The organism is Acrocarpospora sp. B8E8, from assembly GCF_039871605.1.
Lineage (GTDB): Bacteria > Actinomycetota > Actinomycetes > Streptosporangiales > Streptosporangiaceae > Acrocarpospora > Acrocarpospora macrocephala.
Genome location: NZ_JBDPLV010000079.1, coordinates 22,959 through 48,111 on the forward strand (window position 1 = coordinate 22,959; position 25,153 = coordinate 48,111).

Here is a 25,153-nt window from a genome sequence, read left to right on the forward strand (position 1 = left end):
CCGGTAGCTGCAACGCCGGGCCCCTTGGTTTACTTTCCTTCGGGAGGCCGAGATCAGCACCCAGACCGCAGTCGCCCTGGACGGCATCACCAAACGATTCCCGGGCGTCGTCGCCAACCGCGACATCCACCTGAGCGTTGCCAAGGGCCACATCCACGCCATCGTCGGCGAGAACGGCGCCGGCAAGTCCACGCTCATGAAGATCCTGTACGGCATGCAGCGGCCGGACGAGGGTGAGATCCGCATCAACGGCTCCCCAGTCTCCTTCCACACCCCCGCTGACGCCATCGCCGCCGGCATCGGCATGGTGCACCAGCACTTCATGCTGGCCGACAACCTGACCGTGCTGGAGAACGTGGTCCTCGGCAGCGAGCCGCGCAAGGGCGGCGTCGCGCTCGACTTCGCCGCCGCCCGCAAGAAGATCAAGGAGATCTCCGACGCGTACGGCCTGGACGTCGACCCCGACGTGCTGGTCGAGGACATCGGCGTGGGCCTGCGGCAGCGGGTCGAGATCCTCAAGGTGCTCTACCGGGGCGCCCGCATCCTCATCCTGGACGAGCCCACCGCCGTGCTCGTGCCGCACGAGGTGGACGAGCTCTTCGAGAACCTGCACGGCCTGGTCCGCGAGGGCATCACGATCATCTTCATCTCGCACCACCTGGACGAGGTGCTCAAGGTCGCCGACGCGATCACGGTGATCCGCCGCGGCACCACGGTGGCCAGCGTGGACCCCAAGTCCGTCAACGCCCGGCAGCTGGCCGAGCTGATGGTCGGCTCGGAACTGCCCAGCCCCGAGACCCGGGAGTCCACGGTCACCGACGTGGTGGCGCTCCAGGTAACCGGCCTGACCATGGCGGCCTCCGCCTGGCGGCCGATCCCGAAGGGCACCCCGGCCAGCTTCTACATGGACCAGATGCGGGCCGAGGGCGGCGGCCGGTTGCTGCTGGAGGACGTCTCCTTCACCATCCACAAGGGCGAGGTCCTCGGCATCGCCGGAGTGGAGGGCAACGGCCAGGCCGAGCTGGTCGAGGCCATCATGGGCATCCGCCCGTCGGTCGGCGAGATCACCCTGGCCGGGACCGACATCGGCGACTGGTCCACCCTGCGCCGCCGGGACGCCGGCATCGGCTACATCCCGGAGGACCGCCAGCGCCACGGCCTGCTGCTGCTCGCCCCCCTGTGGGAGAACCGCATCCTCGGCCACAATTCCGGCGGCGTCTGGATCGACCGCAAGGGCGCCCGCGCCGACACCGAACGCATCGTCGCCCAGTACGACGTCCGTACCCCCGGCATCGACGTGGACGCCGCCGCGCTCTCCGGCGGCAACCAGCAGAAGCTGATCGTCGGCCGGGAGATGAGCGGCGACCCCGTGCTCCTCATCGCCTCCCACCCCACCCGCGGCGTCGACGTCGGCGCCCAGGCCGCGATCTGGGACCATCTGCGCAGCGCCCGCGCCGCCGGGCTGGCCGTGCTGCTCATCTCGGCCGACCTGGACGAGCTGATCGGCCTGTCCGACACGCTGAAGGTGCTGCTGCGCGGCAAGATCGTCGCGGACGTCGACCCGGCGAACGTGACCCCGGAACAGCTCGGCTCGGCGATGACCGGCGCCGGGGAGGAAGCATGAGCCCTCAGACCCCCGACACCTTCGTCAACCGGCTGCTGGGCCGGATCAAGCTGAACGGCCTGATGGCGCTGGCCGCGCCGGTGCTGGCGATCCTGTTCGCCGGGCTGATCACGTCGGTGGTGCTGATCCTCACCGACCACCCGCCCGTCGACACGCTGCTGTCCATGGTCGAGTACGGCAGCACGCCCCGCTCGCTGGTCGGGATCATCAACCTGGCCTCCGCCTACTACCTGTCCGCCATGGCCGTCGCGCTCGGCTTCCGGATGAACCTCTTCAACATCGGCGTGGACGGCCAGTACCGGCTGGCCGCCCTGATCGCCGCCGCCGTCGGCGGCGCGGTCACCCTGCCCAAACCCCTGCACATCGGCCTGATCCTGATCGTCGCGGTGGCGGTCGGCGCCGCCTGGGCGGGCATCGCGGGCGTGCTCAAGGCCAGGCGCGGGGTCAGCGAGGTCATCTCCACCATCATGCTGAACACCATCGCCACCGGCCTGGGGGCGTGGCTGCTGGCGCAGTGGGCGGTCCCGGTGGCCGGGAGCAACAACATCGGCACCAACCCGATCCCCGAATCGGGGCACGTGCCCAGCATCCCGCTCATCCCGGGCGCGCCCAACGAGGTCTTCGGCCTGTTCGTGGTGGCCGTCCTGGTCGGGATCGGGTTCCACGTGCTGCTCAACCGCACCCGGTTCGGCTTCAACCTGCGCTCCACCGGCCTGTCCGAACCGGCGGCCGTGGCCAGCGGGGTCGACGTCAAGAAGATGGTCATCGTGGCGATGCTCATCTCCGGCGGCATGGCCGGCCTGGTCGGCATGCCGCAGCTGCTCGGCTCTTCCTACTCCTACAGCCTGGACTTTCCGCCCGGGTTCGGCTTCACCGGCATCGCCATCGCCCTGATCGGCCGCAACAACCCGATCGGGGTCGCGTTCGGCGCGCTGCTGTGGAGCTTCCTGGACGTGTCGCAGAACATCCTCAGCCTCGAAAAGGTGTCGCCGGAGATCGTGACGATCATGCAGGGCGTGATCGTGCTCGCGGTCGTCATCGCGTACGAGCTGGTGCACCGCTACCGGATCGCGGCCGAGCAGCGCCGGGTCAGCCGGGAACTGTCGGCCTCGGTCGGCATGGAAGGAGCAGCCGCGTGAGCGCCGTCACCACCACGCCGGCGGTCGCCGTGCCGCCGACCGGCAAGTTCCGGGTGACCTGGCCGGTCATCCTGCTCGGCGCCGCCGGGCTGCTGGTCCTGCTCTCGCTCACCAGGATCGTCACCGGCGCGCACGACATCACCTCCAGCGGCACCGTGAGCGCCGCGCTCTACCTGGCGGTGCCGATCGGGCTCGCCGGTCTGGGCGGGCTCTGGTCAGAACGCTCCGGCGTGGTCAACATCGGCCTCGAAGGCATGATGATCCTGGGCACCTGGTTCGGCGCGTGGGGGGCGCTGGTCACCGGCAACCCCTGGGTCGGGGTCGTCGCGGGAGCGCTCGGCGGCGCGGCGGCCGGAGTGCTGCACGCGATCGCCACGGTCACCTTCGGCGTCGACCACGTGGTCTCCGGCGTGGCCATCATCCTGCTCGGCACCGGCATCGCCAAATACCTGTCCGCCCTGATCTTCTCCACCATGCCGGGCGGCGGCGACACCCAGTCCCCCCGCATCCCGGCCATGCAGAGCATCGGCCTGTGGGGTCCCGGCGGGGACAATCGGTGGGTCCTGTTCGAGGGCGCCGATCCGCTGCGCACCCTCGAAACCCAGCGCTGGTTCTTCGTCTCCGACCTCGCCGGGCTGCTGCGCGGCCTGACCACCAACGTCTCGCTGTTCACCATCCTGGCCATCCTGCTGGTGCCGTTCTCCGTCTGGATGCTCTGGCGGACCTCCTTCGGTCTGCGCCTGCGCGCCTGCGGCGAGCGGCCGGTGGCGGCCGAGTCCCTGGGCGTCAACGTCTACTACTACAAGTACGTGGCGGTGATCGTCTCTGGCGCGCTGGCCGGGCTCGGCGGCGCGTTCCTGTCCATCGTGGCGGCCGGCACCTACCGGGAGGGGCAGACCGGCGGGCGCGGCTTCATCGGCCTGGCCACGGTCATCTTCGGCAACTGGCGCCCCGGCGGCCTCGCGGCCGGCGCGGGCCTGTTCGGCTACACCGACGCCCTCCAGCTCCGCCAGGGCGGCACCTCGGTGCACGCGCTGCTCCTGGTCGTGGCCCTGCTCCTGGCCGCTGTGGGCGTCTACCAGCTGGTACGGCTGTCGCGCAACCGCGCCGCCCTGATCACCGGCGGGTGCGCGGTGGCGGTGCTCGCGCTGTTTATGATCACCGACACGGTGCCCGAGCAGTTCACCTCCTTCACCCCGCACCTGACTACGCTGCTGGTACTGGCCTTCGCCTCGCAGCGGCTGCGGATGCCGGCCGCGGATGGCTTGCCGTACCGGAGAGGACAGGCGAAGTGACGATTGACTGGGAGCTGTTGCGGGAGCACGCGGCGGAGGCGATGACGCACGCGTACGCGCCGTACTCCAAGTTCCCGGTCGGGGCCGCGGCCCTGGTGGACGACGGCCGGATCGTGGTCGGCTGCAACGTGGAGAACGCTTCGTACGGGCTCGGCCTGTGCGCCGAGTGCGGGCTGGTGTCGGCGTTGCACGCCTCGGGCGGGGGGCGGCTCGTCGCGTTCACGTGCGTGGACGGCCATGGTGAGCTGCTCATGCCGTGCGGCCGCTGCCGCCAGCTGCTGTTCGAGCAGGGCGGCCCCGAGCTGCTGCTGGAAACGCCGGAGGGGCCGTGGCGGATGGCGGACATCCTGCCGTTCGCCTTCGGGCCTGATGATCTGTCGCGGTAAGTGGGGGAGAGCGTTCAGTGGGGGAGAGCATGGCATTTGACGCCGTCGAGATCATCTCGATCAAGCGGGACCGGGGGGAGCTGTCCACCCCGCAGATCGACTGGGTGATCGACGCGTACACGAAGGGCGAGGTGGCCGACGAGCAGATGTCCTCGCTGGCCATGGCGATCCTGCTCAACGGCATGAACCGCCGTGAGATCGCCGACTGGACCCAGGCCATGATCCGCTCGGGCGAGCGGATGGACTGGTCGGCGCTGGACCGGCCCACCGCCGACAAGCACTCCACGGGCGGCGTCGGCGACAAGATCACCCTCCCGCTGGCCCCTCTGGTGGCCGCCTGCGGCGCGTATGTGCCGCAGCTCTCCGGCCGCGGGCTGGGCCACACCGGCGGCACCCTGGACAAGCTCGAATCCATCCCCGGCTGGCGCGCCAACCTCTCCAATGACGAGATGCTGGCCGTCATCCGCGCCTCCGGGGCGGTCGTCTGCGCGGCCGGGACCGGCCTTGCCCCCGCCGACAAGAAGCTCTACGCGCTTCGCGACGTCACCGGCACCGTCGAGTCCATTCCCCTGATCGCCTCGTCGATCATGTCCAAGAAGATCGCCGAAGGCACCGGCTCGCTCGTCCTGGACGTCAAGGTGGGTTCCGGCGCCTTCATGAAGACCGTGGACAACGCGCGCGAGCTGGCCGCAACCATGGTCGCCCTCGGCACCGACGCGGGCGTCCGCACGGTGGCCCTGCTCACCGCCATGGACCGCCCCCTCGGCCTCAAGATCGGCAACACCCTGGAGGTCGAAGAATCCGTGGAGGTGCTGGCCGGGGGTGGCCCTTCCGATGTCATCGAGCTCACCCTGCACCTGGCCCGCGAGATGCTCGCCGCCGCCGGGGTCTCCGGCAAGGACCCCGAGCAGGCCCTCAAGGACGGCTCCGCCATGGACGCCTGGCGCCGCATGATCACCGCCCAGGGCGGCGACCCCGACGCCCTCCTGCCGCACGCCGCCGAATCCATGACCCTCACCGCCCCCGCCTCCGGCGTCCTGTCCCGTCTGGACGCCTTCGGCGTCGGCGTGGCCGCCTGGCGCCTGGGCGCGGGCCGCGCCCGCAAGGAGGATCCCGTCTCCTTCGGCGCCGGCATCACCCTGCACGCCAAGCCCGGCGACATCGTCCGCGAGGGCCAGCCGCTGCTGACCCTGCACACCGACGAGACCGCCCGCTTCGAGCGGGCCCTGCAGTCCCTGGACGGCGCCTACGAGGTGTCGGCCGCGAGCGACCCCACCCTGCTGCCGCTGGTGATCGACCGTATCGAGGCTTAATTAAGAAGTCGCGACCTGGACGTGCCTGGTCGGCGGCTGATGGGACGGATCTCAGGTCAATAGCTCACAGATGTTCGCCGAGGACGGCCCGGTGGGTGGGCCGGGCCTCGTCACACGCGAGCCGTCCCTTCTCGGTGAGGGTGACGAAGATGCCGCGGCGGTCGGCCTGGCAGAGGGCTCGGGTGACGAGGCCGTCGCGTTCGAGGCGGGCGATCAGGCGGGAGAGAGCGCTCTGGCTGAGGTGGACGCACTCGGCCAGTTCCTGGACGCGGAACTTGCCGTCGGGGGATTCGCAGTCGCCTTCGGACATGCGGTCGAGGACCTCGAACTCGCTGACGCCCAGGTCGTGCTTGTCGTGTAGTTCGCGCTCCAGGGCGCACACGATCGTCGCGTGCTGGGCCAGGAGGTGGCGCCAGGCGGTGACGACGTCGGTGTCGTTCATGAGTCCTCCCGGGCCAGAAGATAGCATGCATGGATAATATATGCAAACGCATTAAATGCTTGTGCATTGAATGCATGTGCATGTAATGTCCCGGCCATGGAATCATCTGCCCGAGATCAGCGATGGGGGGCCGCCCTCTGGGGGCTGCTCGCCGTTCTCTGTGCTGTGGTCTTTCTAGATGGGCTCGATGTCTCGATGGTCGGCGTGGCGTTGCCGTCCATCCAGGCCGAGCTGGGGATGTCGACGGCCTCTCTGCAATGGGTGGTCAGTGGCTATGTGCTGGGTTATGGGGGTTTGCTGCTTCTTGGTGGTCGGACGGCTGATCTGCTAGGACGGCGGCGGGTGCTGCTCGTCGCGCTGGGGGTGTTCGCGGGGGCCTCCCTGCTGGGCGGGCTGGTCGACAATGGCGCGCTGCTGATCGCGGCGCGGTTCGTGAAGGGGGTCAGTGCGGCGTTCACGGCCCCGGCGGCGTTGTCGATCATCACCACCACGTTCGCGGAAGGGCCCGCCAGGAACCGGGCGCTGAGCATCTTCACCGCGTGCGCGGCCAGCGGGTTCTCCCTCGGGCTCGTGCTGTCCGGCTTCCTGACCGAATTGGGCTGGCGGTGGACGTTCCTGAGCCCGGTCCCGGTGGCGCTGCTGGCGCTGTTCCTGGGCAGCCGCTTGATCCCGAGGAACGACCACCGCGCCGAGGGCGGCTACGACGTGCTGGGGGCGATCACCATCACGGCCTCCATGCTGCTGCTGGTGTTCACCGTGGTGGAGGCGCCAGAGGTCAGCGTGACGCGTACGGCTCTGACGGGGGCCGCGTCACTCGGACTCCTGGCCCTCTTCCTCTGGCTGGAACGCCGGGTACGGCATCCGCTCATCCGCCTCGGCATCCTCCGGGCCGGACACCTGGCCCGGGCCAATATCGGGATCATGATCCTTTTCGGGTCGTACATCGCGTTCCAGTTCGCGGCCATGCAGTACTTCCAGAACATGCTCGGCTGGTCGGCGCTGGAGACCGCGCTGGCGTTCCTGCCGGCGGGGCTGCTGGTGGCGATCACCTCCACCAAGATCGGCAGCCTGGCGGACCGGTTCGGCACCGGCAGGCTGATCGCGGTCGGCACGGTCGCGCTGATCGCCGGATACGCCATGTTCCTGCGCGTCGACGAGACGCCCAGCTTCTGGGGGCTGGTGTTCCCGGGCATGGTGCTGCTGGGGATCGCGTTCGCGCTGTCGTTCCCGTCGCTGAACATCCAGGCGGTGGCGGGGGTGCACGACGACGAGCAGGGGCTGGCGTCGGGGCTGCTCAACACCTCGGGGCAGGTCGGCGGGGCGGTGGTGCTGGCGATCGTGACGGCGGTGCTGACCACGGGGTCCGGGGACCCGATCGCCACCTTCCGCTCGGCGGTCGTGATCTCGGTGGTGTTCGCGCTGGTCGGGCTCGGCGTGGCGATCAGCGGGCTGCGCTTCCGGTCCGTCAAGGAGCCGGACCAGCAGGAAAAGGTGCTCGAAACCGTTTGATCCGTCCTTCGGCAAACTCTGCTAGATCGTTGTTTTCGCAGGTGGCGGTAGGATGCCTGGATGACCCAGCCCACTCTTGAGGAGATCCGCCAGGCTCCGAAGGTCCTGCTCCACGACCATCTCGACGGCGGACTGCGGACGGACACGATCATCGATCTGGCCCGGGAATCCGGCTACGACAAGCTGCCCTCGACCGATCCGGCCACCCTGGCCCAGTGGTTCCAGGAGGCGTCGGATTCGGGATCGCTGGAGCGGTATCTGGAGACCTTCGCGCACACCGTGGGGGTCATGCAGTCCCGGGAGGCGCTGATCAGGTGCGCGGCCGAGTGCGCGGAGGACCTCGCCGACGACGGCGTCGTCTACGCCGAGGTGCGGTACGCGCCCGAGCTGCACACCTCCGGCGGGCTCAGCCTGGACCAGGTCGTCACCGCGGTCAACGAGGGCTTCAGGATCGGCTGCCAGGGCCGGGACATCAGGGTCGTCGCGCTGCTCACCGCGATGCGCCACCAGGCCAGGTCGATGGAGATCGCGGAACTGGCCGTGCGGTACCGGGACGTGGGCGTGGTCGGCTTCGACATCGCCGGCGCCGAGGCCGGCTACCCGCCCACCCGGCACCTGGACGCGTTCGAGTACCTGCAGCGCGAGAACGCGCACTTCACCATCCACGCCGGTGAGGGCTTCGGGCTCCCCTCGATCTGGCAGGCGATCCAGTGGTGCGGCGCCGACCGGCTCGGCCACGGCGTGCGCATCATCGACGACATCGCGGTGGCGGAGGACGGCGAGGCCAAACTGGGCAGGCTCGCGGCTTACGTCCGGGACAAGCGCATCCCGCTGGAGATGGCCCCCACCTCCAACCTGCAGACCGGCGCCGCCGCCTCCATCGCCGCGCATCCGATCGGGCTGCTCCGCCGCCTGTACTTCCGGGTCACGGTCAACACCGACAACCGGTTGATGAGCGCCACCTCGGTGTCCCTGGAGTTCCACAAGCTGGTCGAGGCGTTCGGGTACGACTGGGATGACCTGCAGTGGTTCACGGTCAACGCGATGAAGTCGGCCTTCATCCCGTTCGACGAGCGGCTGGCGCTGATCAACGGAGTGATCAAGCCCGGGTTCGCGCAGCTCAAGTGGCGCGCATGACCTACCGGTCGACGGCGTCCTGGATATTCGGCTGGGTCTGGCTGGCGTTCGCCGCGCTGAACACGGCGGACCTGATCGCCCGGGGGACGATGCCGACCGCGCTGGTGGTCGGCGCGGTGCTGGGCGTGATCACGTTCCTGGTCTTCGTGATGTCGCTGCGGCCTGCGACGATCACCGAGGAGGGCGGGGTCCGGGTTCGCAATCCGTTCCGTACCGCGTTCGTGCCGTGGAACACGGTGGACGGCGTCGAGGTGTCGAACGCGATCACGATCAGGGCGGGGGAGCTGACCGTGCGGTGCTGGACGCCGCAGCCGTCCGCGCGGGAGCGGGCGAAATCGGTCCGGCAGGGCGGTTCCTCCCGGCGGTCCGGGCGTTATCCGACGTCGGAGCCGGTACGGACGAAGGGCGAGCAGGCCGCCGCCGAGGCGATGGCGGGGCGGACGCACGCCGACTGGGTGGCCGAGCAGATCCGCGCGCTGGCCGAGAAGAACAAGCGCAAGACGACCGGAGAGGCCAGCGTGATCTGGTCGCCGTATGCGATCGCCGCGGCTATCGCGACCGCTGTCCTGGTCGTTGCCGCCGCGATCTCATTGGCGTTCTAGAGGCCCAAGGCTTCGGCGATGTCCTGTTTGAGGGCGCTGAGGTCTTGCGCGGCCTGGGCGCGGGTGGTCGCCACGTCGCCGGTTACCGGGAGGACGACCTCCAGGTAGCACTTGAGTTTGGGTTCGGTTCCGCTCGGACGGACCACGACGCGTGCGCCTCCCGCTAGGCGGTAGCGCAGGCCGTCGGTGGGTGGCAGCCCGCCTGCTCCCGATGACAGGTCCTCGGCTGATTCGACCTTCCGGCCGCCCAGTTCGGCCGGGGGTGTGGTGCGGAGCCGGTGCATCGCCTTCGTGATCAAGGACAGATCCTCGACGCGGAACGAGAGTTGGGACGTGGCGTGCAGGCCGTACTTTCTGGCCTGGTCGTCCAGGAGGTCGAGCAGGGTGCGGCCGTCTCGTTTGGCCTGGGCGGCGATCGCGCCGATGGTCAGGGCGGCGCTGATGCCGTCCTTGTCGTGGACCGGCAGGCCCGCGTCCGAGCCGACGCTGTAGCCCAGGGCCTCCTCGTAGCCGTAGATCAGTCCAGGGCCCGCCTTCATGATCCATTTGAAGCCGGTGAGGGTTTCCCGGTAGGGCACGCCGTACGCGTCGGCGATGCGGCCGAGCAGCGACGACGACACGATCGTGGTGGCCACCAGCCTGTCCTGCCCTGACGTGGTGCGCAGCACGTGCTCGCCGAGCAGGCCGCCCACCTCGTCGCCGGTCAGCATCCGGAACCGCCCGTCCGGCAGCCGTGCCCCCACCGCGCAGCGGTCCGCGTCCGGATCGTTGGCGATCACGATGTCGGCCCGTACGGCGGGCGCGGACGCCAGCTCAAGAGCCAGATCCATCGCCCCCGGCTCCTCCGGATTCGGGAACGCCACGGTGGGAAAATCCGGATCCGGCCGATGCTGCGCCCCGACGATCATCGGAGACTTGAACCCGGCCGCGATGAACGCCGCCGCCAGCGTCGACCCGCCCACCCCGTGCAACGGCGTGTACGCGACCCGCAACTCCCGCGCGTTCCCCAGCGCGAGCGAGGTCACCGCCTCCAGGTACGGCTCCAGGATCGCCGCCTGCCCGAGCGTCCGCCAGCCGTCCCCCAGCGGGAGCTCGTCCACCCGGCCGACCGCGTCGATCGCCTGGGAGATCTCGGTGTCCTGCGGCGGCACGATCTGGGCGCCGTCCCCCCAGTAGACCTTGTAGCCGTTGTCGCGGGGTGGATTGTGCGAGGCGGTGACCATGACGCCGGCGTCCGCGCGCAGGTGCCGTACCGCGAAGGCCAGGACCGGAGTCGGGTAGCGGTCGCCCATCACCGCGACGCGCAGGCCCGCGCCGGTGAGCACCGCGGCCGTGTCGCGGGCGAAGACGTCGGAGTTGTGCCGCGCGTCGAAGCCGACCACGACCAGCTTGCCGGGGCCCAGCACGGCCGCCAGGCCCGCCGCCGCGCGCATCACCGTGACCCGGTTCATCCGGTTCGGCCCCGCGCCCAGCTCGCCGCGCAGCCCGGCCGTGCCGAACTCCAGCTTGGCGCCGAACCGGTCGCGCAGCGCCTCCGGGTCGTCCAGCAGGCCCGCCAGCTCGGCCCGGGTCACGGGGTCGGGGTCCTGGGCGAGCCAGTCGGCCGCCAGCAGTTCGAGATCCATGTTCATAGTTTGTTGACGACCTCGCTGAGCAGGACGCCCATGCGTTTCGCGGTCGCCTTGCCCACCGCCAGGACCTCTTCGTGGTTGAGCGGCTCGCCGACCAGGCCCGCCCCCGGGTTGGTGACCAGCGAGATGCCCAGCACCTCGGCCCCGGCCTCGCGGGCCGCGATGGCCTCCAGCACGGTGGACATGCCGATCATGTCCCCGCCCAGCGTGCGCAGCATCCGGATCTCGGCGGGCGTCTCGTACGTGGGGCCGCGGAAGGCCACGTAGACGCCTTCGGCCAGGGTCGGGTCGGCCTCCTTGGCGAGGGCGCGCAGGCGGGGCGAATACACGTTCGTGAGGTCGAGGAAGGTGGAGCCGGTGAGCGGGTTGGCCCCGGTCATGTTGATGTGGTCGCTGATCAGCACCGGCTCGCCGACGCGCTGGGTCTCCGGGCGCAGCCCGCCCGCCGCGTTGGTCAGCACGACCACGCGCACCCCGGTGGCGGCGGCTGTGCGGATGCCGTGCACGACCGGTTCGACGCCGCGGCCCTCGTACAGGTGGGTGCGGCCCAGGAAGATCAGGGCGTAGGTGCCGGATTCGGTGCGCACCGCACGGATGGTGCCGGCGTGTCCGGCCACGGCGGGCGCGGAGAAACCGGGCAGTTCGGTCACCGGCACCTCGGCCAGCGTCTCGCCGATCACGTCGGCGGCGGGCACCCAGCCCGACCCCATCACCAGGGCCACGTCAAAACCGTCCAGACCGGTGCGGGCCTGGAGGGCGGCCGCGGCCTGGGCGGCGAGAGAATACGCGTCGTTACTCACAGGACCGAGCGTACAGAACGGCACGAAGTCTCCCAGCCGCCCCACCTGCCAGAATCATTCATCCGAAATTTCAGCGAAATTTCCCAATGGGTGGCTTGGCCGCGCGGGCATAAGCACAGCCCGCCGTGCCGGAGGATCGGCCAATGTCCCTGCTCAGTTGCCCAGGGAACTGCATGGGCGGCTTCGGAGGTCCTTCACGTAGTCGTCCGGCGCGCCTGCCTTTTCCGCCGCGTCCGCGATGATGCCCAGGTAGCGGGCGGAGGGCAGGCCGCCCTCGTAGGAGTCAAGCACGTAGACCCAGGCCAGCACGTCGCCGTCCAGCGTTGCCACCCGCAGCCGGACGCGCTTGTAGAGGCCGAGTTCGAGGCCCGTCCACCGGTCCAGGGAGGCCTCGTCCCACTCGGGCACGTCGTACAGCACGACGAAGACCTGCTCGTCGCGGTCTTCCACGATGGTGGCGAGGGCACCTTCCCAGTGCACGTCCTCACCGCCGAAGGTCAGCCGCCAGCCGACCAGCCAGCCAGAGCCCCGCATCGGAGAGTGCGGGGCACGCTCAGCCATCTGCTTGGGATCCATGTTGCTGGCGAACGCTGCGTAGACAGGCACAGCGACCTAGCCTAATCCAAGATCTCCCCGCCACGCCCGCCCGCGGGTATTCCACGTGTTATGGCCGCGCCTTCGGCATGGCGCGTCCAATCCCCGCGCCCCCTACGTTAGCTACCCTTCCGATGCGGGAGAATGGGGTATGTGACGAGGATTGTGATCATCGGCGGCGGGCCAGGCGGCTACGAGTCGGCGCTGGTCGCCGCGCAGCTCGGCGCCCAGGTGACCGTCGTCGAACAGGACGGGCCCGGCGGCGCGTGCGTGCTGACCGACTGCGTGCCGTCGAAAACCCTGATCGCCACGTCCGTGCGCAAGCAGGCGCTGCTGGACGCCGAATCGCTGGGGGTGTATTTCACCGGCGGCGAGGACGGCGACGTGGGCGGCGCGGTGGCCGACATGCCGCTGGTCAACGGCCGGGTCAAGGAACTCGCCCACGCCCAGTCCGCCGACATCGCGGCCCGGCTCGCGGCCGAGAACGTGGAGGTCATCCGGGCGCAGGGGCGGCTGGTCGAGCCCCAGGTGGTGCGGGCGGGGAATCGCACCATCCGTGCCGACGTGGTGATCGTGGCCACCGGCGCCACTCCCCGGATGCTGGTCGGCGCCGAGCCCGACGGTGAGCGCATCCTCACCTGGCGTCAGATTTACGATCTGACGGAACTACCGGAACACCTGATCGTGGTCGGCTCCGGGGTGACCGGGGCCGAATTCGCGGGGGCGTACCAGTCGCTGGGATCTGAGGTCACGCTGGTCTCCAGCCGCGACCGGATGATGCCCAACGAGGACGCGGACGCGGCCGAGGTGCTCGAAGGCGTCTACCGGCGGCGCGGCATGAACGTGATGGGCCGGTCCAGGGCCGCCTCGGTCAAGCGCACCGCGCACGGCGTGGTCGTCACGCTGGAGGACGGCAGGACCGCCGAGGGCACCCACTGCCTGATGACCGTCGGCATGGTGCCCAACACCGGCGGCATCGGCCTGGAGGACAATGGCGTCAAACTCGACCGCAACGGCTTCATCGAGGTGGACAAGGTGTCCAGGACCTCCGCGCCGGGTGTGTACGCGGCGGGGGACTGCACCGGCGTGCTCATGCTCGCCTCGGTGGCCGCCATGCAGGGCCGGATCGCGGTCTGGCACGCGCTCGGCGAGGCGGTGCAGCCGATCCGGCTGGCCACCGTGGCCTCCAACATCTTCACCGACCCGGAGATCGCCGCCGTCGGCGTGTCGCAGAAGCAGGTCGAGACGGGGGAGATCGAGGCCAAGGTCGTCAAGCTGCCGCTCGCCACCAACGCGCGGGCCAAGATGCAGGGCTTCAACGACGGCTTCGTCAAGCTGTTCTGCCGCCCGAACACCGGCATCGTGCTCGGCGGTGTGGTCGTCGCTCCACGCGCCTCCGAACTGATCCTGGCCCTGTCGGTGGCCGTGCAACACCGGCTCACGGTGGACCAACTGGCCCACACGTTCGCCGTCTACCCGTCACTGTCCGGCTCGATCACCGAAGCCGCCCGCCGCCTGATGTCCCCACTGACCGCCGGGATCTAGCTGTAGGTCCTGCCCATGCTTGCTCTGACCCGGTGCAGCGCCATCCGCCCGTGATGCACGGCCGCCGCGGCCGCGTGCAGCTCGCCGGGTGTGCGGGCCAGCATCAGGGCCTGCTTGGCCGCCTCGTACGCGTCGAGCGCCGCCCGCCAGTCATGACTGGGCCCGCTCACCGCCTTGACCTTCATCTCGAAGTCGAGCGTGTCGATCTCCTCGCCGAACCGGGTGACATCCTCCTCGGCGGCGTGCCTGGCCATCGCGAACGTGGCGTGGGAGCGCTTCCTGCGCCCGCTGGTGAGCCCCCAGATCAGCAGCGTCATGCTCAGACCGAAAGCGCTGACCAGCACCACCATCAAAGCCGGGGAGATCCCGCCGGAGGAACGGGGGACATCGGTTGACACTGGCGGTTCGTTCTCGGCTGCCTGGGTCTCTTCCGCCGGAGCCACGACCGCGTCGGAGGGGACATTGGTGCCCTCGCCCCGGGCTCCGGTCAGGTTCACATCGCTGGCCTGGATGAACGAGGCCGACGTGATGATCGCTCCGGTGAAGTCGGCGCCCTGCAATTCGGCCTGGGTGAAGGTGGCGCCGGTCAGATCGGCATCCTTGAACACCGTGTGCTGGAGCTGAGCCTGCCCCAGCTTGACGTCCTTCATCTTCGCCTGGCTGAAGTTCGCGGTGCGCGCCTTGATCTGGCCCATCGTGGCCTGGTTGAGGTCGGCCCCGACCAGCTTGGCGTTGGTGAAGGTGGCCTGGGTGAGCACCGCCCGGGCCAGCACCGCCTTGCTGAGATCCGCGTGCGGGAACTCGGCCTGACCCGCCTCGGCGTCGATCAGGATCGCGCCGCGCAGGTCGGCCTGCTTGGCCTCCAGCTGCCCGAGGTCGGCCGAGGTGAGGTCGGCCCCGCGCAGGTCCGCGTACTCCAGGTGGGCCTGGGTGAGGTCGGCCTCCTTGAGCGACGCGCCGCGCAGCACCGCGCCGGTCAGATCGCGCTGGGTCAGATCGAGCTCGTCCAGCTTCGCGTTGGTGAGCGTGGCACAGCGCAGGTTGGCCGGCAGCTGCTCGACCCGGGTGAAACGTTTGCCGCTCAGGTTGGGGCCGCTGCCGACCGCACAGGGACGGGCCGCGGATTCGGCCGCCGTCGCCGGCAGCATGACCGCCAGCACGATGCCCACCAGGACGGTGATGAGCACGGCGAGTAAGGCGACGAAGAGCGGGGTGACACGGGGGGTAATGCGTCGCACGAGGGCCTCCTGGGGGAACACCAAGATTCTCCCACGGCCGCTTACAGTCCCCTTGCAGCCGCCTTGACCATCGCGCGGCGGCTGCACTCCTGCGGCGACCTACCAGTCGCCGCCTCCGAAATCTCCGCCGCCGAAGTCGCCGCCGCCCCAATCGCCGCCGCCGCCGAAGTCGCCGCCGCCGCCCCAGTCGCCGCCGCCGTCAGCGGCCGCACCGTCGGCGTAGCCCGCGCCGTACCCGCCCATGCCCCAGCCGCCGAAGGCGCTGCCGAGCATGGTGCCGACCAGCATGCCGGTCAGCAGGCCGCCACCGTCGAACCCGCCGTAGTAACCCGACGCATACGGCTGGTAGGCCGGACCGGCGTTCCAGTACGGCGCCCGCTGCCCGTTCGGCAGCACGACCTCGCGCATCTGCGGGTCGAAGCCCCGCTCGATGGCCTGGGCGTCCATCGCGCAGGCGGGCACGTCCCGTAGCGCGCCCCCGGGCGGAGCCCAGCGCACGTTGCGGACCGAAGGCCCGTGCTGCGGGTTGAAGAAGCAGGGGGCCAGCCGTTCCGGCACCGGCTCCTTGTTGACCTTCGCCTTCACCACGGCCAGCGCGTAGCGGCCGTCCTCCAGCGTGGCGGTGACCGTGCGCAGCTCGTCGGCGCGCTTGGTCGCGGCCAGCTCGGTCTTGGCCTTCTCGTAGGAGTCGAGCGCGTGCTGCCAGTCGGTGTCGGTGCCGGCGGCGGGCAACATGCGGGCATCCAGGTCCAGCGCGGTGATCTCCTCGCCGAACTTGGTCACGTCCTCCTCCACCGTCACCTTGACGGCGGCCAGCTCGGCGGCCTGCTTGGCCTCGCGCTGCCGCTTCATCCGGCGGGAGATGAGCCACAGGCCACCGCCGCCGATCACGGCGACGCCCAGCAGCCCGTACCAGATCGCGGCTGAGCCCGCGCCCGGGTTGGCCATCGACTTCGTGCTCAGCGCCTCGCGCCGCTCGCCGCCGACGACCAGGTTGACCCGGTTCACGAAGTCCTTCATGCCGTCGACGACGTCACTGTTGTGGGCGGTGGCCAGAGTGGCCAGATCGGCGGGCGCGCCGGTCGGAATCGCCGAGGATCCGGCGAACAGGCTCATGCCGTCCAGCACGGTCACGGTCGCAGCGGATCGTCCCGCCTTGTCCAGGGCGGCGATCGCCTGGGTGATGAACTGGCCCGCCTCGGCCTCGGTGACCGAGCCATCGGGCAGCGCCACCCCGTAGATCTTGGACTTGGATCCCTTCAGCGCCTCGCGGACTCCGGCCTGCTGCTCGGAGTTGAGCGGCGAGCCGGACAGGACGAAGAGCGGGTCTCCGGACTGCCAGCTGGCCAACGCGGTTGCCACGTCAGGTGGGGCGGCGGCGGCGCGTGCCGCCGGGCTCAGCATGAACAACGCTGCCAGCCCGACGAACAGAGCCGCCGCGGCGGCCCCCACGCGGCGCAGCGGATGGGTCTTGGTCACGGCTTTCAGGCCTCCTTCGCCCTTCAGGACGAACGGCGATGCGCGATGGTTCCCTCATCCCCACCGTATCCGGCGAATGAGGAACCCACGCACGGTCACGCTTCCTTGATCTCACAGATGACCGACCCGGCGGTCACCGTCTGCCCGACCGCCGCGGCCAGGCCGGTGATCGTGCCGGATTTGTGCGCGGTCAGCGGCTGCTCCATCTTCATCGCCTCCAGCACCACGATGATGTCCCCGGCGGCCACCGCGTCCCCGTCCGCGCACACCACCTTCACGATGGTCCCCTGCATCGGGCTGACCAGCGCGTCCCCGCTCGCCGCCGCCTTCCTCGCCCCACCACCCGCCCGCCTGAGCGCCCGCTGCGCCTGCCTCGTCTCGGTACGGCCACCGCCCGCGAACCCAGCCGGAAGCACCACCTCCAGCCGTTTCCCGCCCACCTCCACGGTGATCCGCTCCCGCCCCTCGGCCTCGGCCACCTCGACCGGCCCGGCGTACGGCGGGATCTGGTTCACGAACTCGGTCTCGATCCACCGGGTGTGCACCGCGAACGGCTCGCCGGTGAACGCCGGGTCGTCGACCACCGCGCGATGGAACGGCAGCACGGTCGGCATGCCGTCGATCTCGAACTCGGCCAGCGCCCGGCGGGCCCGCTCCAGGGCCTGCCGCCGGGTCGCCCCGGTCACGATCAGCTTGGCCACCAGGGAGTCGAACGACTGGGGGACGGTCATCCCGGCCTCGTAGCCGGAGTCGAGCCGCACTCCGGGGCCCGCCGGGGCGCGCATCGCGACCAGCGTGCCCGGCGCGGGTAGGAAACCGCGGCCCGCGTCCTCCGCGTTGATCCGGAATTCGATGGAGTGGCCGCGCAGCACGGGGTCGTCGTAGCCGAGCGCCTCCCCGTCGGCGATCCGGAACATCTCGCGGACCAGGTCCACGCCCGCCACCTCCTCAGTGACCGGGTGCTCCACCTGGAGGCGGGTGTTCACCTCGAGGAACGAGATCGTGCCGTCCTGGCCGACCAGGAACTCGCAGGTCCCGGCGCCGACGTAGCCGGCCTCGCGGAGGATGGCCTTGGAGCTGTCGTACAGCAGGGTGAGCTGGTCGTCGGTCAGGAACGGCGCCGGGGCCTCCTCGACCAGCTTCTGGTGGCGGCGCTGCAGCGAGCAGTCCCGGGTGCTGACCACGACGACGTTGCCGTGGCTGTCGGCCAGGCACTGGGTCTCGACGTGCCGGGGGCGGTCCAGGTAGCGCTCCACGAAACATTCGCCCCGGCCGAAGGCGGTCACCGCCTCGCGGACCGCCGATTCGTACAGGCTGGGGATCTCCGTCAGGGTTCTGGCCACCTTGAGGCCGCGCCCGCCGCCGCCGAAAGCCGCCTTGATCGCGATTGGCAGGCCGTGCTCCTCGGCGAAGGCGACGACTTCGTCCACGCCGGAGACCGGGTCAGCGGTGCCCGCCACCAGGGGCGCGCCGACCCGCTGGGCGATGTGCCTGGCCTGGACCTTGTCGCCGAGCGCGGTGATCGCCGCCGGGGGCGGGCCGATCCAGGTCAGCCCCGCGTCCAGGACAGCCTGGGCGAAGGCGGCATTCTCGGCCAGGAAGCCGTAGCCGGGGTGCACCGCGTCCGCGCCGGTCTCCCGCGCGATCGCCAGCAGCTTGCCGATGTCCAGGTACGTCTCCGCCGGGCTCTGGCCGTTCAGCGCGCGGGCCTCGCCGGCGACCTTCACGTGTAGCGCGTCCAGGTCCTGGTCGGCGTAGACGGCGACGCTGCCCAGTCCCGCGTCCGCGCACGCGCGGGCGATCCGAACGGCGATCTCACCGCGATTGGCGATCAGGACCTTTTCCACTGGAGCTCCTCCCTGACTACAACGTGAGCACGTAGATCGTGAGGGCCGGCGCGATTGGGGACTTTTCCACCGGAGCTCCTCCCCTGACTACAACCCTGACATGGGGAGTGTAGGCAGGGGCTTAGTGTTTTTCCGATGCGCCCCCTTGCTCTTTGACTTTGTCGCCCTCTCATACGGATGGACGACAGTTCCTGACAGCTCTCATAACCGCTGGGCATAACCTGGGCAATTCCCGTCTGCGAGATCTACGGTGGGGGCGCCCCAACGTCGGCGAAGGGAAACGAGATGAGTCACAGCTTGCTCGGCGGCGATCCCGCGGAAATGCAGAGCATGGCCGCGCAGTTCACCCAGCAGGCAGACCAGGTCCGGGCGACCATGGCGAGCCTGGACCGCGAAGCGGCCAAGGTCGGCACCGTCTGGACCGGCGCAGGCGCGCAGCGCTTCCGGGATTCCTGGCAGAGCTACCGCGCCGCCTTCCAGCGCATGTCCGAAGAGCTCAACGAGGCGTCCCGGGTGATCAACACCTACCGAGGAAACATCGAGTCGGCCACGCGCTAGCTCGGGTTCGGGACGGCGGCCTGGATGGGGGTGGCACTCCCCGACACAACCAGCAGGCCGCGCCCCGGCGGGCCCCCGGTCGCACCCCGGGGCAGCCGGACGTTGAACAGGTCGCCGTCGGCCGGGCTCTGCACCGATAACAGCACGCCGGTCCGCGACTTCCGGGCCTCCGCCACGAAGCTGCGGTATGCCGTGGCCAGATCCCCCGTCGTCCCCGCGATCAGCAGCCCGTGCTCACCGTCGCGGGCGGTCCGGAGGATCTCGTCCAGCGCGGAGCCCAACGCCGAATCCGGCGAAATCAACTCAGCGTCATCCACGATCACGACGTATCGCCCCTGCTCCCTGCCCTGCCCCGCGCCTTGTTCGTCGTCCAGTCCGTTGCCTTCGGCCACGCCTTGCGCCTGGTCCGATTCTTCGCCCTGGGGCGCGGCTTGCGCGTGATCCGATCCCTTGCCGTGCGCCGCGCCTTGTTCGTGCTGTTCCTTGCCTTGAGCCGCGCCCGGTTCGACGCCCTGACGTCTCCCTTGGGCGCCCTGCTCGACGTCCTGATGCCTAGCTCGGCTCGCGTCCGGTTCGATGTCCTGATACGTGCCCTGGGCCGTGCCCGCTTCCTGGTGTTCTGTGCCCTGAGTTGCGCCCGCTTCGATGTCCTGATGTCTGGCTTGAGTCGCGCCCTGATCGACGCCCTGATCCTTGGCTTGAGTCGCGTCTAGTTCGATGTCTTGGCGCTTGGCTTGGGTCGCGTCCTGTTCAAAGCCTTGATGCTTGCCCTGGGTCGGGTCTTGTTGTGGTTGCTTGCGCTGGGTCGGGTCTTGTTCGATGTCCTGGTGTTTGCCCTGTTCTTCGCCGTTTTCGTTGCTCTGATTGGCTTTGTTCTGCTTGGTGTGCTTGGCGAGGAGTTCGAGGGGGTCGATTGCGCCCGGGATGCCGCCGAAGCTGCCCTCGCCGGTGGCCTCCTCGCGGAGGCTGCGGGCGTTTCCGTCCAGAACGGCCAGGACGCCGCGGAGCTCTCGGAGTGGGCTTCGGCGGGGGGCGATGATCAAGACGGGGACGCCTCGGTCGAGGAAGGATTGGGCCGCTGTCAGGAGTGTGGAGGAGCGGCCGGAGCGGGCAGGGCCGGCGACGACCGCGGCCGGGCCGTGGGCCAGCAGGTCGAGACCCGAGGGGGTGAGCGCGTCGCCGCCCGCGCCGATCAACGTCCACAGCGGGGATGGCGGGGTGAAGTCCGGGGTCAGGTCCATGACCTGGGCCGCGGTGATCCGGGTGGGGAGGGCATCCACCCGCAGGGGGTGCTGGTGCTGGGGTTTGCTGGCCGCACGGGCCAGGGCCTGGAGGGCCGCGACTTGGGCTGGGCCTGAGGGGTCTTCGGCCAGGAGTGCGATCTGGCTTTCGACGATGCCCTGCTCGGACATGGCGAGCGCTCGGCCGTTCGGCATGCTCGCGGGGAGGTTCTTCGGCGGGAGTCCGGCGAGGCCGTAGTCGGCGGGGTCGGCCAGGCGGAGCACCAGGCGGTCCTCGAAGACGGTGGAGATCTGGCCGAGCAGTCCGGAGCGGTCGGAGGTGACTACGGCGCGCAGCCCCACGGCCGGGCCCTCGCGGAGCAGCTGGAGCATGGCGTCGATCATGCGGCCGTAGTCGTAGTTCTCGAAGGCGGCGACGTAGCCTTCCCAGCGGTCGAGCATCAGGGTCAGCCAGGGTTCGCGGAGGCCGCCCGCGCGGGCCTCGGCCAGGGAGGCGTAACCGGCGTCGGCCAGCACGTGCTGGCGGCGGCCGACTTCGGCGCGGAGGCGGGTGAGCAGGCGTTCCACCCGGTCCAGCTGGTCGCGGGTGACGACGGCGCCGCAGTGCGGGAGGGCGACCAGGGGCAGCAGGGCGCCTGAGCCGCAGTCGATCACGTGTAGGTGCATGTCGTCGGCGGAGGTGTGGGCGGCGATCGAGCCCGCGATCGTGCGCAGGGCGGTGGAGCGCCCGCTTCTGGCGGTGCCGGCGATGAGGAGGTGGCCGGTGCCGAGGGTCAGCGGGCGGGTCCGCTGGGCCCACGGCAGGTCCGAGACACCGAACGGGATCTCGCCTGCCCGCCCGGACGGGCTTCCGGTGGAGCTTCCGGTGGAGAGCCCGATTGGGTTTCCGGAGGGGCCTCCGGTGGCGAGTCCGATGGGGTTTCCGGAAGGGCTTCCGGTGGGGAGTCCGGCGGAAAGCCCGATGGCGCTTCCGGTGGAGCTTCCGATCGAGAACCCGATGGGGCTTCCGGAGGGGTTTCCAGTGGAGCTTCCGGTGGGGAGTAGGACCTGGTCGGGGAGTGGCGGGAGCCAGGGGCTCGGCTGTTCTGGGATCGAGCGGGTGACCGTGCGGACTTGGTCGACGAGCCTCGCCAGGTCGGTTGTGCCGGAAATTTCGATATTCCGGCTGGTCAGCGGGTGGCCGAGGGCCGCCCATGGGAGGTCACTGATCCGTACCTCGCCGCTCGGGTTCGCGCCGCCGGGGGCTCGGCCGCCGATCCGCGCGGCCTGCACGGCGATCGCCGGGCCCGAGCCGGAGCGGACGTAGCAGCGGCCCGGCAGAGTCTTCGGGATGTGCGCGGCCTCGGGGCCGTCGATCACGTCGGCGGATTCGTGGGTGTCGGTGACGCGCAGGGCGATGCGCAGGGAGGTGTTGGCCTGGATGTCGGCGGTGACGACGCCGCCCGGGCGCTGGGTGGCGAGAATCAGGTGGATGCCGAGGGATCGGCCGCGTCTGGCGATGTCCACCAGGCCGTCCACGAAGTCGGGGAGCTCGGCCACCAGGGCCGCGAACTCGTCGATGATCAGTACCAGCCGGGGGAGCGGGGGCAGCTGGTCCTTCGCGGTCGTCCAGACCGCGCCCGCGCTCGGCCGGTCGAACAGGCCGGTGACCTTGGTCTGGGTCACGCCGGAGGCGCCGAGGACCCAGGTCGTGCCGCGTTCGGCGGCGTCCCTGGCCTCCAGGTAGTCGTCGATGTCCTTCGCGCCCGCGTCCAGGAGTAGGCGTTCGCGGCGGCGGATCTCGGCGGCCAGGGAGGTCAGGGCGCGCTGGGTGAGGTGGCCGTCCAGGTCGCTGACCATGCCGACGGTGTGCGGGAGCCGTACACACTCTTTGAAGGCGGCGCCGCCTTTGTAGTCGATCAGGACGAATGTCATCTCGTCGGGGCGGTTGGCCACGGCCAGGGAGCTGATCAGCGTCTGCAGGAGTTCGGACTTGCCCGCGCCGGTGGTTCCGGCGATCAGGGCGTGCGGGCCGTCCCGGCGCAGGTCCACCGCGTACGGACCTTCGGGGCCGATGCCGATGATGGCGCGGGTGCCCCGGCCGGGGGGTTTGGTGAGGTCGATCAGGTCGAGCAGGCGGGCGGCCGAGGGGAGCGCGGTGGCGTCGTCGTCGCGGCTCACATCGCGCAGCGGGGCCAGGGCCCGGGCCATCCGGTCCGCCCAGCGGGCGGAGACCTGGTCGGCGCGGATCCGGCCGAGGGCGTCCAGGCCGCCGCCGCGGAGCCGCAGGGTGCCGCCCTGGGCGCAGGAGACCACGGTGGCGCACTCCTCGGGGAGTAGCGCCTGGTCGTCGTCGATGGCGATCGTGTAGACCCCGGCGGGTGGGCCTTGCCTGAGCACCTGCGGCATGCCCGGGAGGCCGCGCAGCACCTGCGCGCCGTCCAGCACGACGAGGACGTCGTAGGGGCGCTCGTCGTAGGTGCCGAATGTGGGTTCCGCGGGTCGCGGGGTTCCCCGGCCGAGCTCGTTCCAGCCAGCGGGGCCGCCGGTGAGGCGGCCGGGGCGCAGGAGTGGGGCGTTCTCCTCGTCCAGGCGTTCGGTGATCAGCGCGGCCAGTTCGGCGACCCGGCGGGCCGCGGCGTCCGGGTCGGCGCCGATGAGGGCGACGCTGTCGGTGACGTGGGTGACGCAGTGCGGGAGCCAGCGGACCCAGCCCCACTGGTCGGCGCCGTCGGGGTGGGCGGAGATGACGACGATGGCCAGGTCGCGGGGGCTGTGCAGGGCCGCGGCCTGGCCGACCAGCCAGCGGGCCGTGCCGAGCGCGACCCGCCTGGGGCCGGTGAGTCCGGCCACCCCCAGGCGGCGCATCGCCAGCGCGACCGGGACGTTGCGTGCGGTCGGCGGGTCCTGCTGGGCCGGTTCGAACTCGATCTCGGCGGGCAGGTCCGCGAGGCCGACGCGGAGGCGCAGCGCGTCCTGATCGTGGGTTCTGCGCTCCCAGAGTCGCCGCCGGGGGCCGGTCGCGGTCAGCAGCAGCTCGGCGGGGTCTGGGGCGGCAGCCCGCCGCGCCTTCTCGTTCTCGGTGCGCGCGGCGTCGACGCGTCGGGTGAAATCCTCGGTCTCCTGGCGGAACTCCTTGAGCGCCTGGCGGTGCTGCTTGCGCCCGTGCCTGCGGTCGCTGATCCACTGGCCGATCATGATCATGGGGGTCATGAACGCGATCAATAGGAAGTACCAGGCGTTAAAGACAACCGCCATGACCACGCCGAACACCGCCGGCAGGAACGCCGCCAGCAGCTGCAGCCGCATGCCCTCGGCACGTTTCGGCTCCTGCGGCACCGCGAACGACACCACCCGCTCCGGCAACCGCAACCGTGGCGGCCGGTTGTAGGCGAGCCCGCCATCAGGCAACGCGTCCAGATGGGCGTCCGGCGGCTCGATCGCGCCAACAGAGAACACCGAATTGCCACACGCCAGCATCACCCCCTCACCCCAGGCGACAGGCGCGCCAACCGGCTCCCCGTCCAGCGTCGGAGCCTGGCCTGCGCCTCCCGTAGAGAGGGCCCGAGCATTGGCGGAAGATCCGCCGGCCTCTCCTGAAGAGTGCCCTCGGGGGTTGGCTGAAGATCCGCCCGCGCTCCCCGAAGGGTAGGCCGGATCATCGGCTGAGAAGCCGGTCGTGCTTCCCCGAAGTCCGGTTGGATCTTTGGTCGAAGATCCGCCTGCGAAGCTGTTGGGGCGCTTGGGTGAAGAATGTGGTGAGGACGTTGACGGAGGGTTTATCGGAGATCTGGATGAAGATCTCGTTGTGGGTTTTGCGGGGTCTGGCGGGGTTCTGAACGATGATCCGGCCTCGACGGTGATCCCCGAGGGAACCAGGCGGATGATGACCGCCTCGGCTCCCAGGCCCGGATCCGGCACGGTCACCGCGCACGCCGGATCCGATCCGATCACATGTGTGCCCAGGCCAAGCCGGTGCACCGCCCCCGCCCCCGGGCCCCCGACGACACGCAACTCCACCATCCCTGCGGGCTCTTCAATGACCGTCGCCATCGCCGCCCGCCGGTCCAGCGCGATCCGATCGCCCTCCCGGAGCAGCCCGAAGACCCGTGCCGCCGGGTCAAGCCGCTGCCCGTCCAGCCACACCTCCGTGTGGGCCGGTTCCTGGGCTTCGCGATCCATCCCGTACGGCGCTCGCGCGCGCGGCAGGCGCACCACGTTCGACGGCCGCGAATTCGGGTTTTCCAACGCCCTGGCCAGCGCGGCGACGGTCGTGCTCTCGTCCCCTTCGACGATGACATCCCGGTTGGCGACGGTCCCGGGGCTGCCGACCACAGTGATCGCTATCCGCATCTGCGGCTCCAATGGTGGGGGGCGGGGTCAAGGTACAGAAGCAGCCCGAAGGCCACTCGGGTTATGCGGATCCGGTAACACGCGAGTCATTGAACACCCCTGTGGACAGCTCGCTACGCCACCCTGTGGATGACCGCTCGAACCGGTGGATATCGCTGTGGATAACTCCCGACCCTGTGGACAAACCCGGACCAATCCGCGTCCGACCAGCGCATGAAGTGCCCGTAATCGTTCTGATAAACACGAATCACCTTCACGTTCACTGAACGCCCCTGTGGATAACTTTGGGCGGGATGGCCTCCCGGATGGGCCCGGGGTTCTCCCACCCACCCAGCCCTCTGTTTCCCCTCGGGCTCCGCCCGCCCCCGCCATCGCCGTGGTCGCGCGGACGAGAATGGCAGCCACGGCATCGTGGTTCTTGCCCCCCCCCCCCCCGCTGGG

General features: G+C 70.1%; 18 protein-coding genes. 10 read left to right on the forward strand and 8 right to left on the reverse strand.

The features are described from left to right. The first annotated feature begins 52 nt into the window (after positions 1-52). Genes ABGB08_RS45535 through ABGB08_RS45555 form a run of 5 tightly spaced genes read left to right on the forward strand, consistent with a single transcriptional unit; the run spans position 53 to position 5,757 of the window. Positions 53-1,624, forward strand: a complete 1,572-nt coding sequence (locus ABGB08_RS45535; RefSeq protein WP_347604018.1) for an ABC transporter ATP-binding protein — start codon at positions 53-55, stop codon at positions 1,622-1,624. Further along, complete coding sequence (locus ABGB08_RS45540) at positions 1,621-2,763, forward strand: ABC transporter permease (protein ID WP_347603989.1); 1,143 nt, start codon at positions 1,621-1,623, stop codon at positions 2,761-2,763. Before ABGB08_RS45535 ends, ABGB08_RS45540 begins: the two co-directional genes overlap by 4 nt. Continuing rightward, the gene (locus ABGB08_RS45545) at positions 2,760-4,058 is read left to right on the forward strand and encodes an ABC transporter permease (RefSeq protein ID WP_347603991.1); all 1,299 of its coding nucleotides are present in this window, start codon (positions 2,760-2,762) and stop codon (positions 4,056-4,058) included. The genes ABGB08_RS45540 and ABGB08_RS45545 overlap by 4 nt, the downstream gene beginning before the upstream one ends. After that, complete coding sequence (locus tag ABGB08_RS45550; protein ID WP_155360524.1) at positions 4,055-4,444, forward strand: cytidine deaminase; 390 nt, start codon at positions 4,055-4,057, stop codon at positions 4,442-4,444. The genes ABGB08_RS45545 and ABGB08_RS45550 overlap by 4 nt, the downstream gene beginning before the upstream one ends. A gap of 29 nt (positions 4,445-4,473) precedes the next feature. Next, positions 4,474-5,757 (forward strand): thymidine phosphorylase, encoded by a 1,284-nt coding sequence (locus ABGB08_RS45555; RefSeq protein ID WP_347603993.1) that lies wholly within the window; start codon positions 4,474-4,476, stop codon positions 5,755-5,757. Between the two features lie 64 nt (positions 5,758-5,821). On the opposite strand, the gene ABGB08_RS45560 is transcribed toward ABGB08_RS45555, so the two are convergent. Further along, positions 5,822-6,199: a MarR family transcriptional regulator gene (locus ABGB08_RS45560; protein WP_347603995.1), complete on the reverse strand. Its 378-nt coding sequence runs from the start codon at positions 6,197-6,199 to the stop codon at positions 5,822-5,824. A gap of 165 nt (positions 6,200-6,364) precedes the next feature. On the opposite strand from ABGB08_RS45560, the gene ABGB08_RS45565 reads away from it, so the two are divergent. The 3 genes from ABGB08_RS45565 to ABGB08_RS45575 are packed head-to-tail and all read left to right on the forward strand — an operon-like array spanning position 6,365 to position 9,447. Then, a complete protein-coding gene (locus ABGB08_RS45565; protein ID WP_347603997.1) occupies positions 6,365-7,708 on the forward strand; it encodes an MFS transporter in 1,344 nt (447 codons plus the stop codon). Positions 7,709-7,768: 60 nt separating this feature from the next. Continuing rightward, positions 7,769-8,845 carry an adenosine deaminase gene (locus tag ABGB08_RS45570; protein ID WP_155360520.1) on the forward strand — a complete coding sequence of 359 codons (1,077 nt, stop codon included), beginning with the start codon at positions 7,769-7,771 and terminating at the stop codon, positions 8,843-8,845. Further along, positions 8,842-9,447 carry a PH domain-containing protein gene (locus tag ABGB08_RS45575; RefSeq protein ID WP_347603999.1) on the forward strand — a complete coding sequence of 202 codons (606 nt, stop codon included), beginning with the start codon at positions 8,842-8,844 and terminating at the stop codon, positions 9,445-9,447. Before ABGB08_RS45570 ends, ABGB08_RS45575 begins: the two co-directional genes overlap by 4 nt. Here ABGB08_RS45575 and ABGB08_RS45580 read toward each other — a convergent pair. The 3 genes from ABGB08_RS45580 to ABGB08_RS45590 form a co-directional block, all read right to left on the reverse strand. Continuing rightward, complete coding sequence (locus ABGB08_RS45580; protein WP_347604001.1) at positions 9,444-11,078, reverse strand: phospho-sugar mutase; 1,635 nt, start codon at positions 11,076-11,078, stop codon at positions 9,444-9,446. The two genes, ABGB08_RS45575 and ABGB08_RS45580, sit on opposite strands and share 4 nt — an antisense overlap. Then, positions 11,075-11,878: a purine-nucleoside phosphorylase gene (locus tag ABGB08_RS45585; protein ID WP_347604003.1), complete on the reverse strand. Its 804-nt coding sequence runs from the start codon at positions 11,876-11,878 to the stop codon at positions 11,075-11,077. The genes ABGB08_RS45580 and ABGB08_RS45585 overlap by 4 nt, the downstream gene beginning before the upstream one ends. 153 nt (positions 11,879-12,031) lie before the next feature. Beyond that, positions 12,032-12,484 carry a gamma-glutamylcyclotransferase gene (locus ABGB08_RS45590; RefSeq protein ID WP_155360516.1) on the reverse strand — a complete coding sequence of 151 codons (453 nt, stop codon included), beginning with the start codon at positions 12,482-12,484 and terminating at the stop codon, positions 12,032-12,034. Positions 12,485-12,625: 141 nt separating this feature from the next. Here ABGB08_RS45590 and ABGB08_RS45595 point away from each other — a divergent pair, with 141 nt between their 5' ends. After that, positions 12,626-14,017, forward strand: coding sequence for an NAD(P)H-quinone dehydrogenase (locus ABGB08_RS45595; RefSeq protein ID WP_347604006.1), 1,392 nt, complete (start codon positions 12,626-12,628; stop codon positions 14,015-14,017). Here the strand turns inward: ABGB08_RS45595 and ABGB08_RS45600 are convergent. From ABGB08_RS45600 to ABGB08_RS45610, 3 genes are all read right to left on the reverse strand, one after another. Continuing rightward, a complete protein-coding gene (locus tag ABGB08_RS45600; protein WP_347604008.1) occupies positions 14,014-15,255 on the reverse strand; it encodes a pentapeptide repeat-containing protein in 1,242 nt (413 codons plus the stop codon). The genes ABGB08_RS45595 and ABGB08_RS45600 overlap by 4 nt on opposite strands. A gap of 99 nt (positions 15,256-15,354) precedes the next feature. After that, entirely contained in the window at positions 15,355-16,734 is a 1,380-nt protein-coding gene (locus ABGB08_RS45605; protein ID WP_347604010.1) for a hypothetical protein, read from the reverse strand. Positions 16,735-16,829: 95 nt separating this feature from the next. Then, on the reverse strand, positions 16,830-18,581 hold the full coding sequence (locus ABGB08_RS45610) for a biotin carboxylase N-terminal domain-containing protein (protein ID WP_347604012.1): 1,752 nt from the start codon (positions 18,579-18,581) through the stop codon (positions 16,830-16,832). A gap of 285 nt (positions 18,582-18,866) precedes the next feature. On the opposite strand from ABGB08_RS45610, the gene ABGB08_RS45615 reads away from it, so the two are divergent. Further along, positions 18,867-19,139, forward strand: coding sequence for a WXG100 family type VII secretion target (locus ABGB08_RS45615; RefSeq protein ID WP_155360510.1), 273 nt, complete (start codon positions 18,867-18,869; stop codon positions 19,137-19,139). On the opposite strand, the gene ABGB08_RS45620 is transcribed toward ABGB08_RS45615, so the two are convergent. After that, positions 19,136-24,712 (reverse strand): FtsK/SpoIIIE domain-containing protein, encoded by a 5,577-nt coding sequence (locus ABGB08_RS45620; protein ID WP_347604014.1) that lies wholly within the window; start codon positions 24,710-24,712, stop codon positions 19,136-19,138. The two genes, ABGB08_RS45615 and ABGB08_RS45620, sit on opposite strands and share 4 nt — an antisense overlap. Positions 24,713-25,153 lie beyond the last annotated feature (441 nt).

Excerpts from the sequence above, each read along its gene's own strand:
- ABGB08_RS45540 (WP_347603989.1), top strand. The coding sequence starts at position 1,621 with ATGAGCCCTCAGACCCCCGACACCTTCGTCAACCGGCTGCTGGGCCGG.
- ABGB08_RS45555 (WP_347603993.1), top strand. The coding sequence starts at position 4,474 with ATGGCATTTGACGCCGTCGAGATCATCTCGATCAAGCGGGACCGGGGG.
- ABGB08_RS45560 (WP_347603995.1), bottom strand. The coding sequence starts at position 6,199 with ATGAACGACACCGACGTCGTCACCGCCTGGCGCCACCTCCTGGCCCAG.
- ABGB08_RS45570 (WP_155360520.1), top strand. The coding sequence starts at position 7,769 with ATGACCCAGCCCACTCTTGAGGAGATCCGCCAGGCTCCGAAGGTCCTG.
- ABGB08_RS45575 (WP_347603999.1), top strand. The coding sequence starts at position 8,842 with ATGACCTACCGGTCGACGGCGTCCTGGATATTCGGCTGGGTCTGGCTG.
- ABGB08_RS45580 (WP_347604001.1), bottom strand. The coding sequence starts at position 11,078 with ATGAACATGGATCTCGAACTGCTGGCGGCCGACTGGCTCGCCCAGGAC.
- ABGB08_RS45615 (WP_155360510.1), top strand. The coding sequence starts at position 18,867 with ATGAGTCACAGCTTGCTCGGCGGCGATCCCGCGGAAATGCAGAGCATG.
- ABGB08_RS45620 (WP_347604014.1), bottom strand. The coding sequence starts at position 24,712 with ATGCGGATAGCGATCACTGTGGTCGGCAGCCCCGGGACCGTCGCCAAC.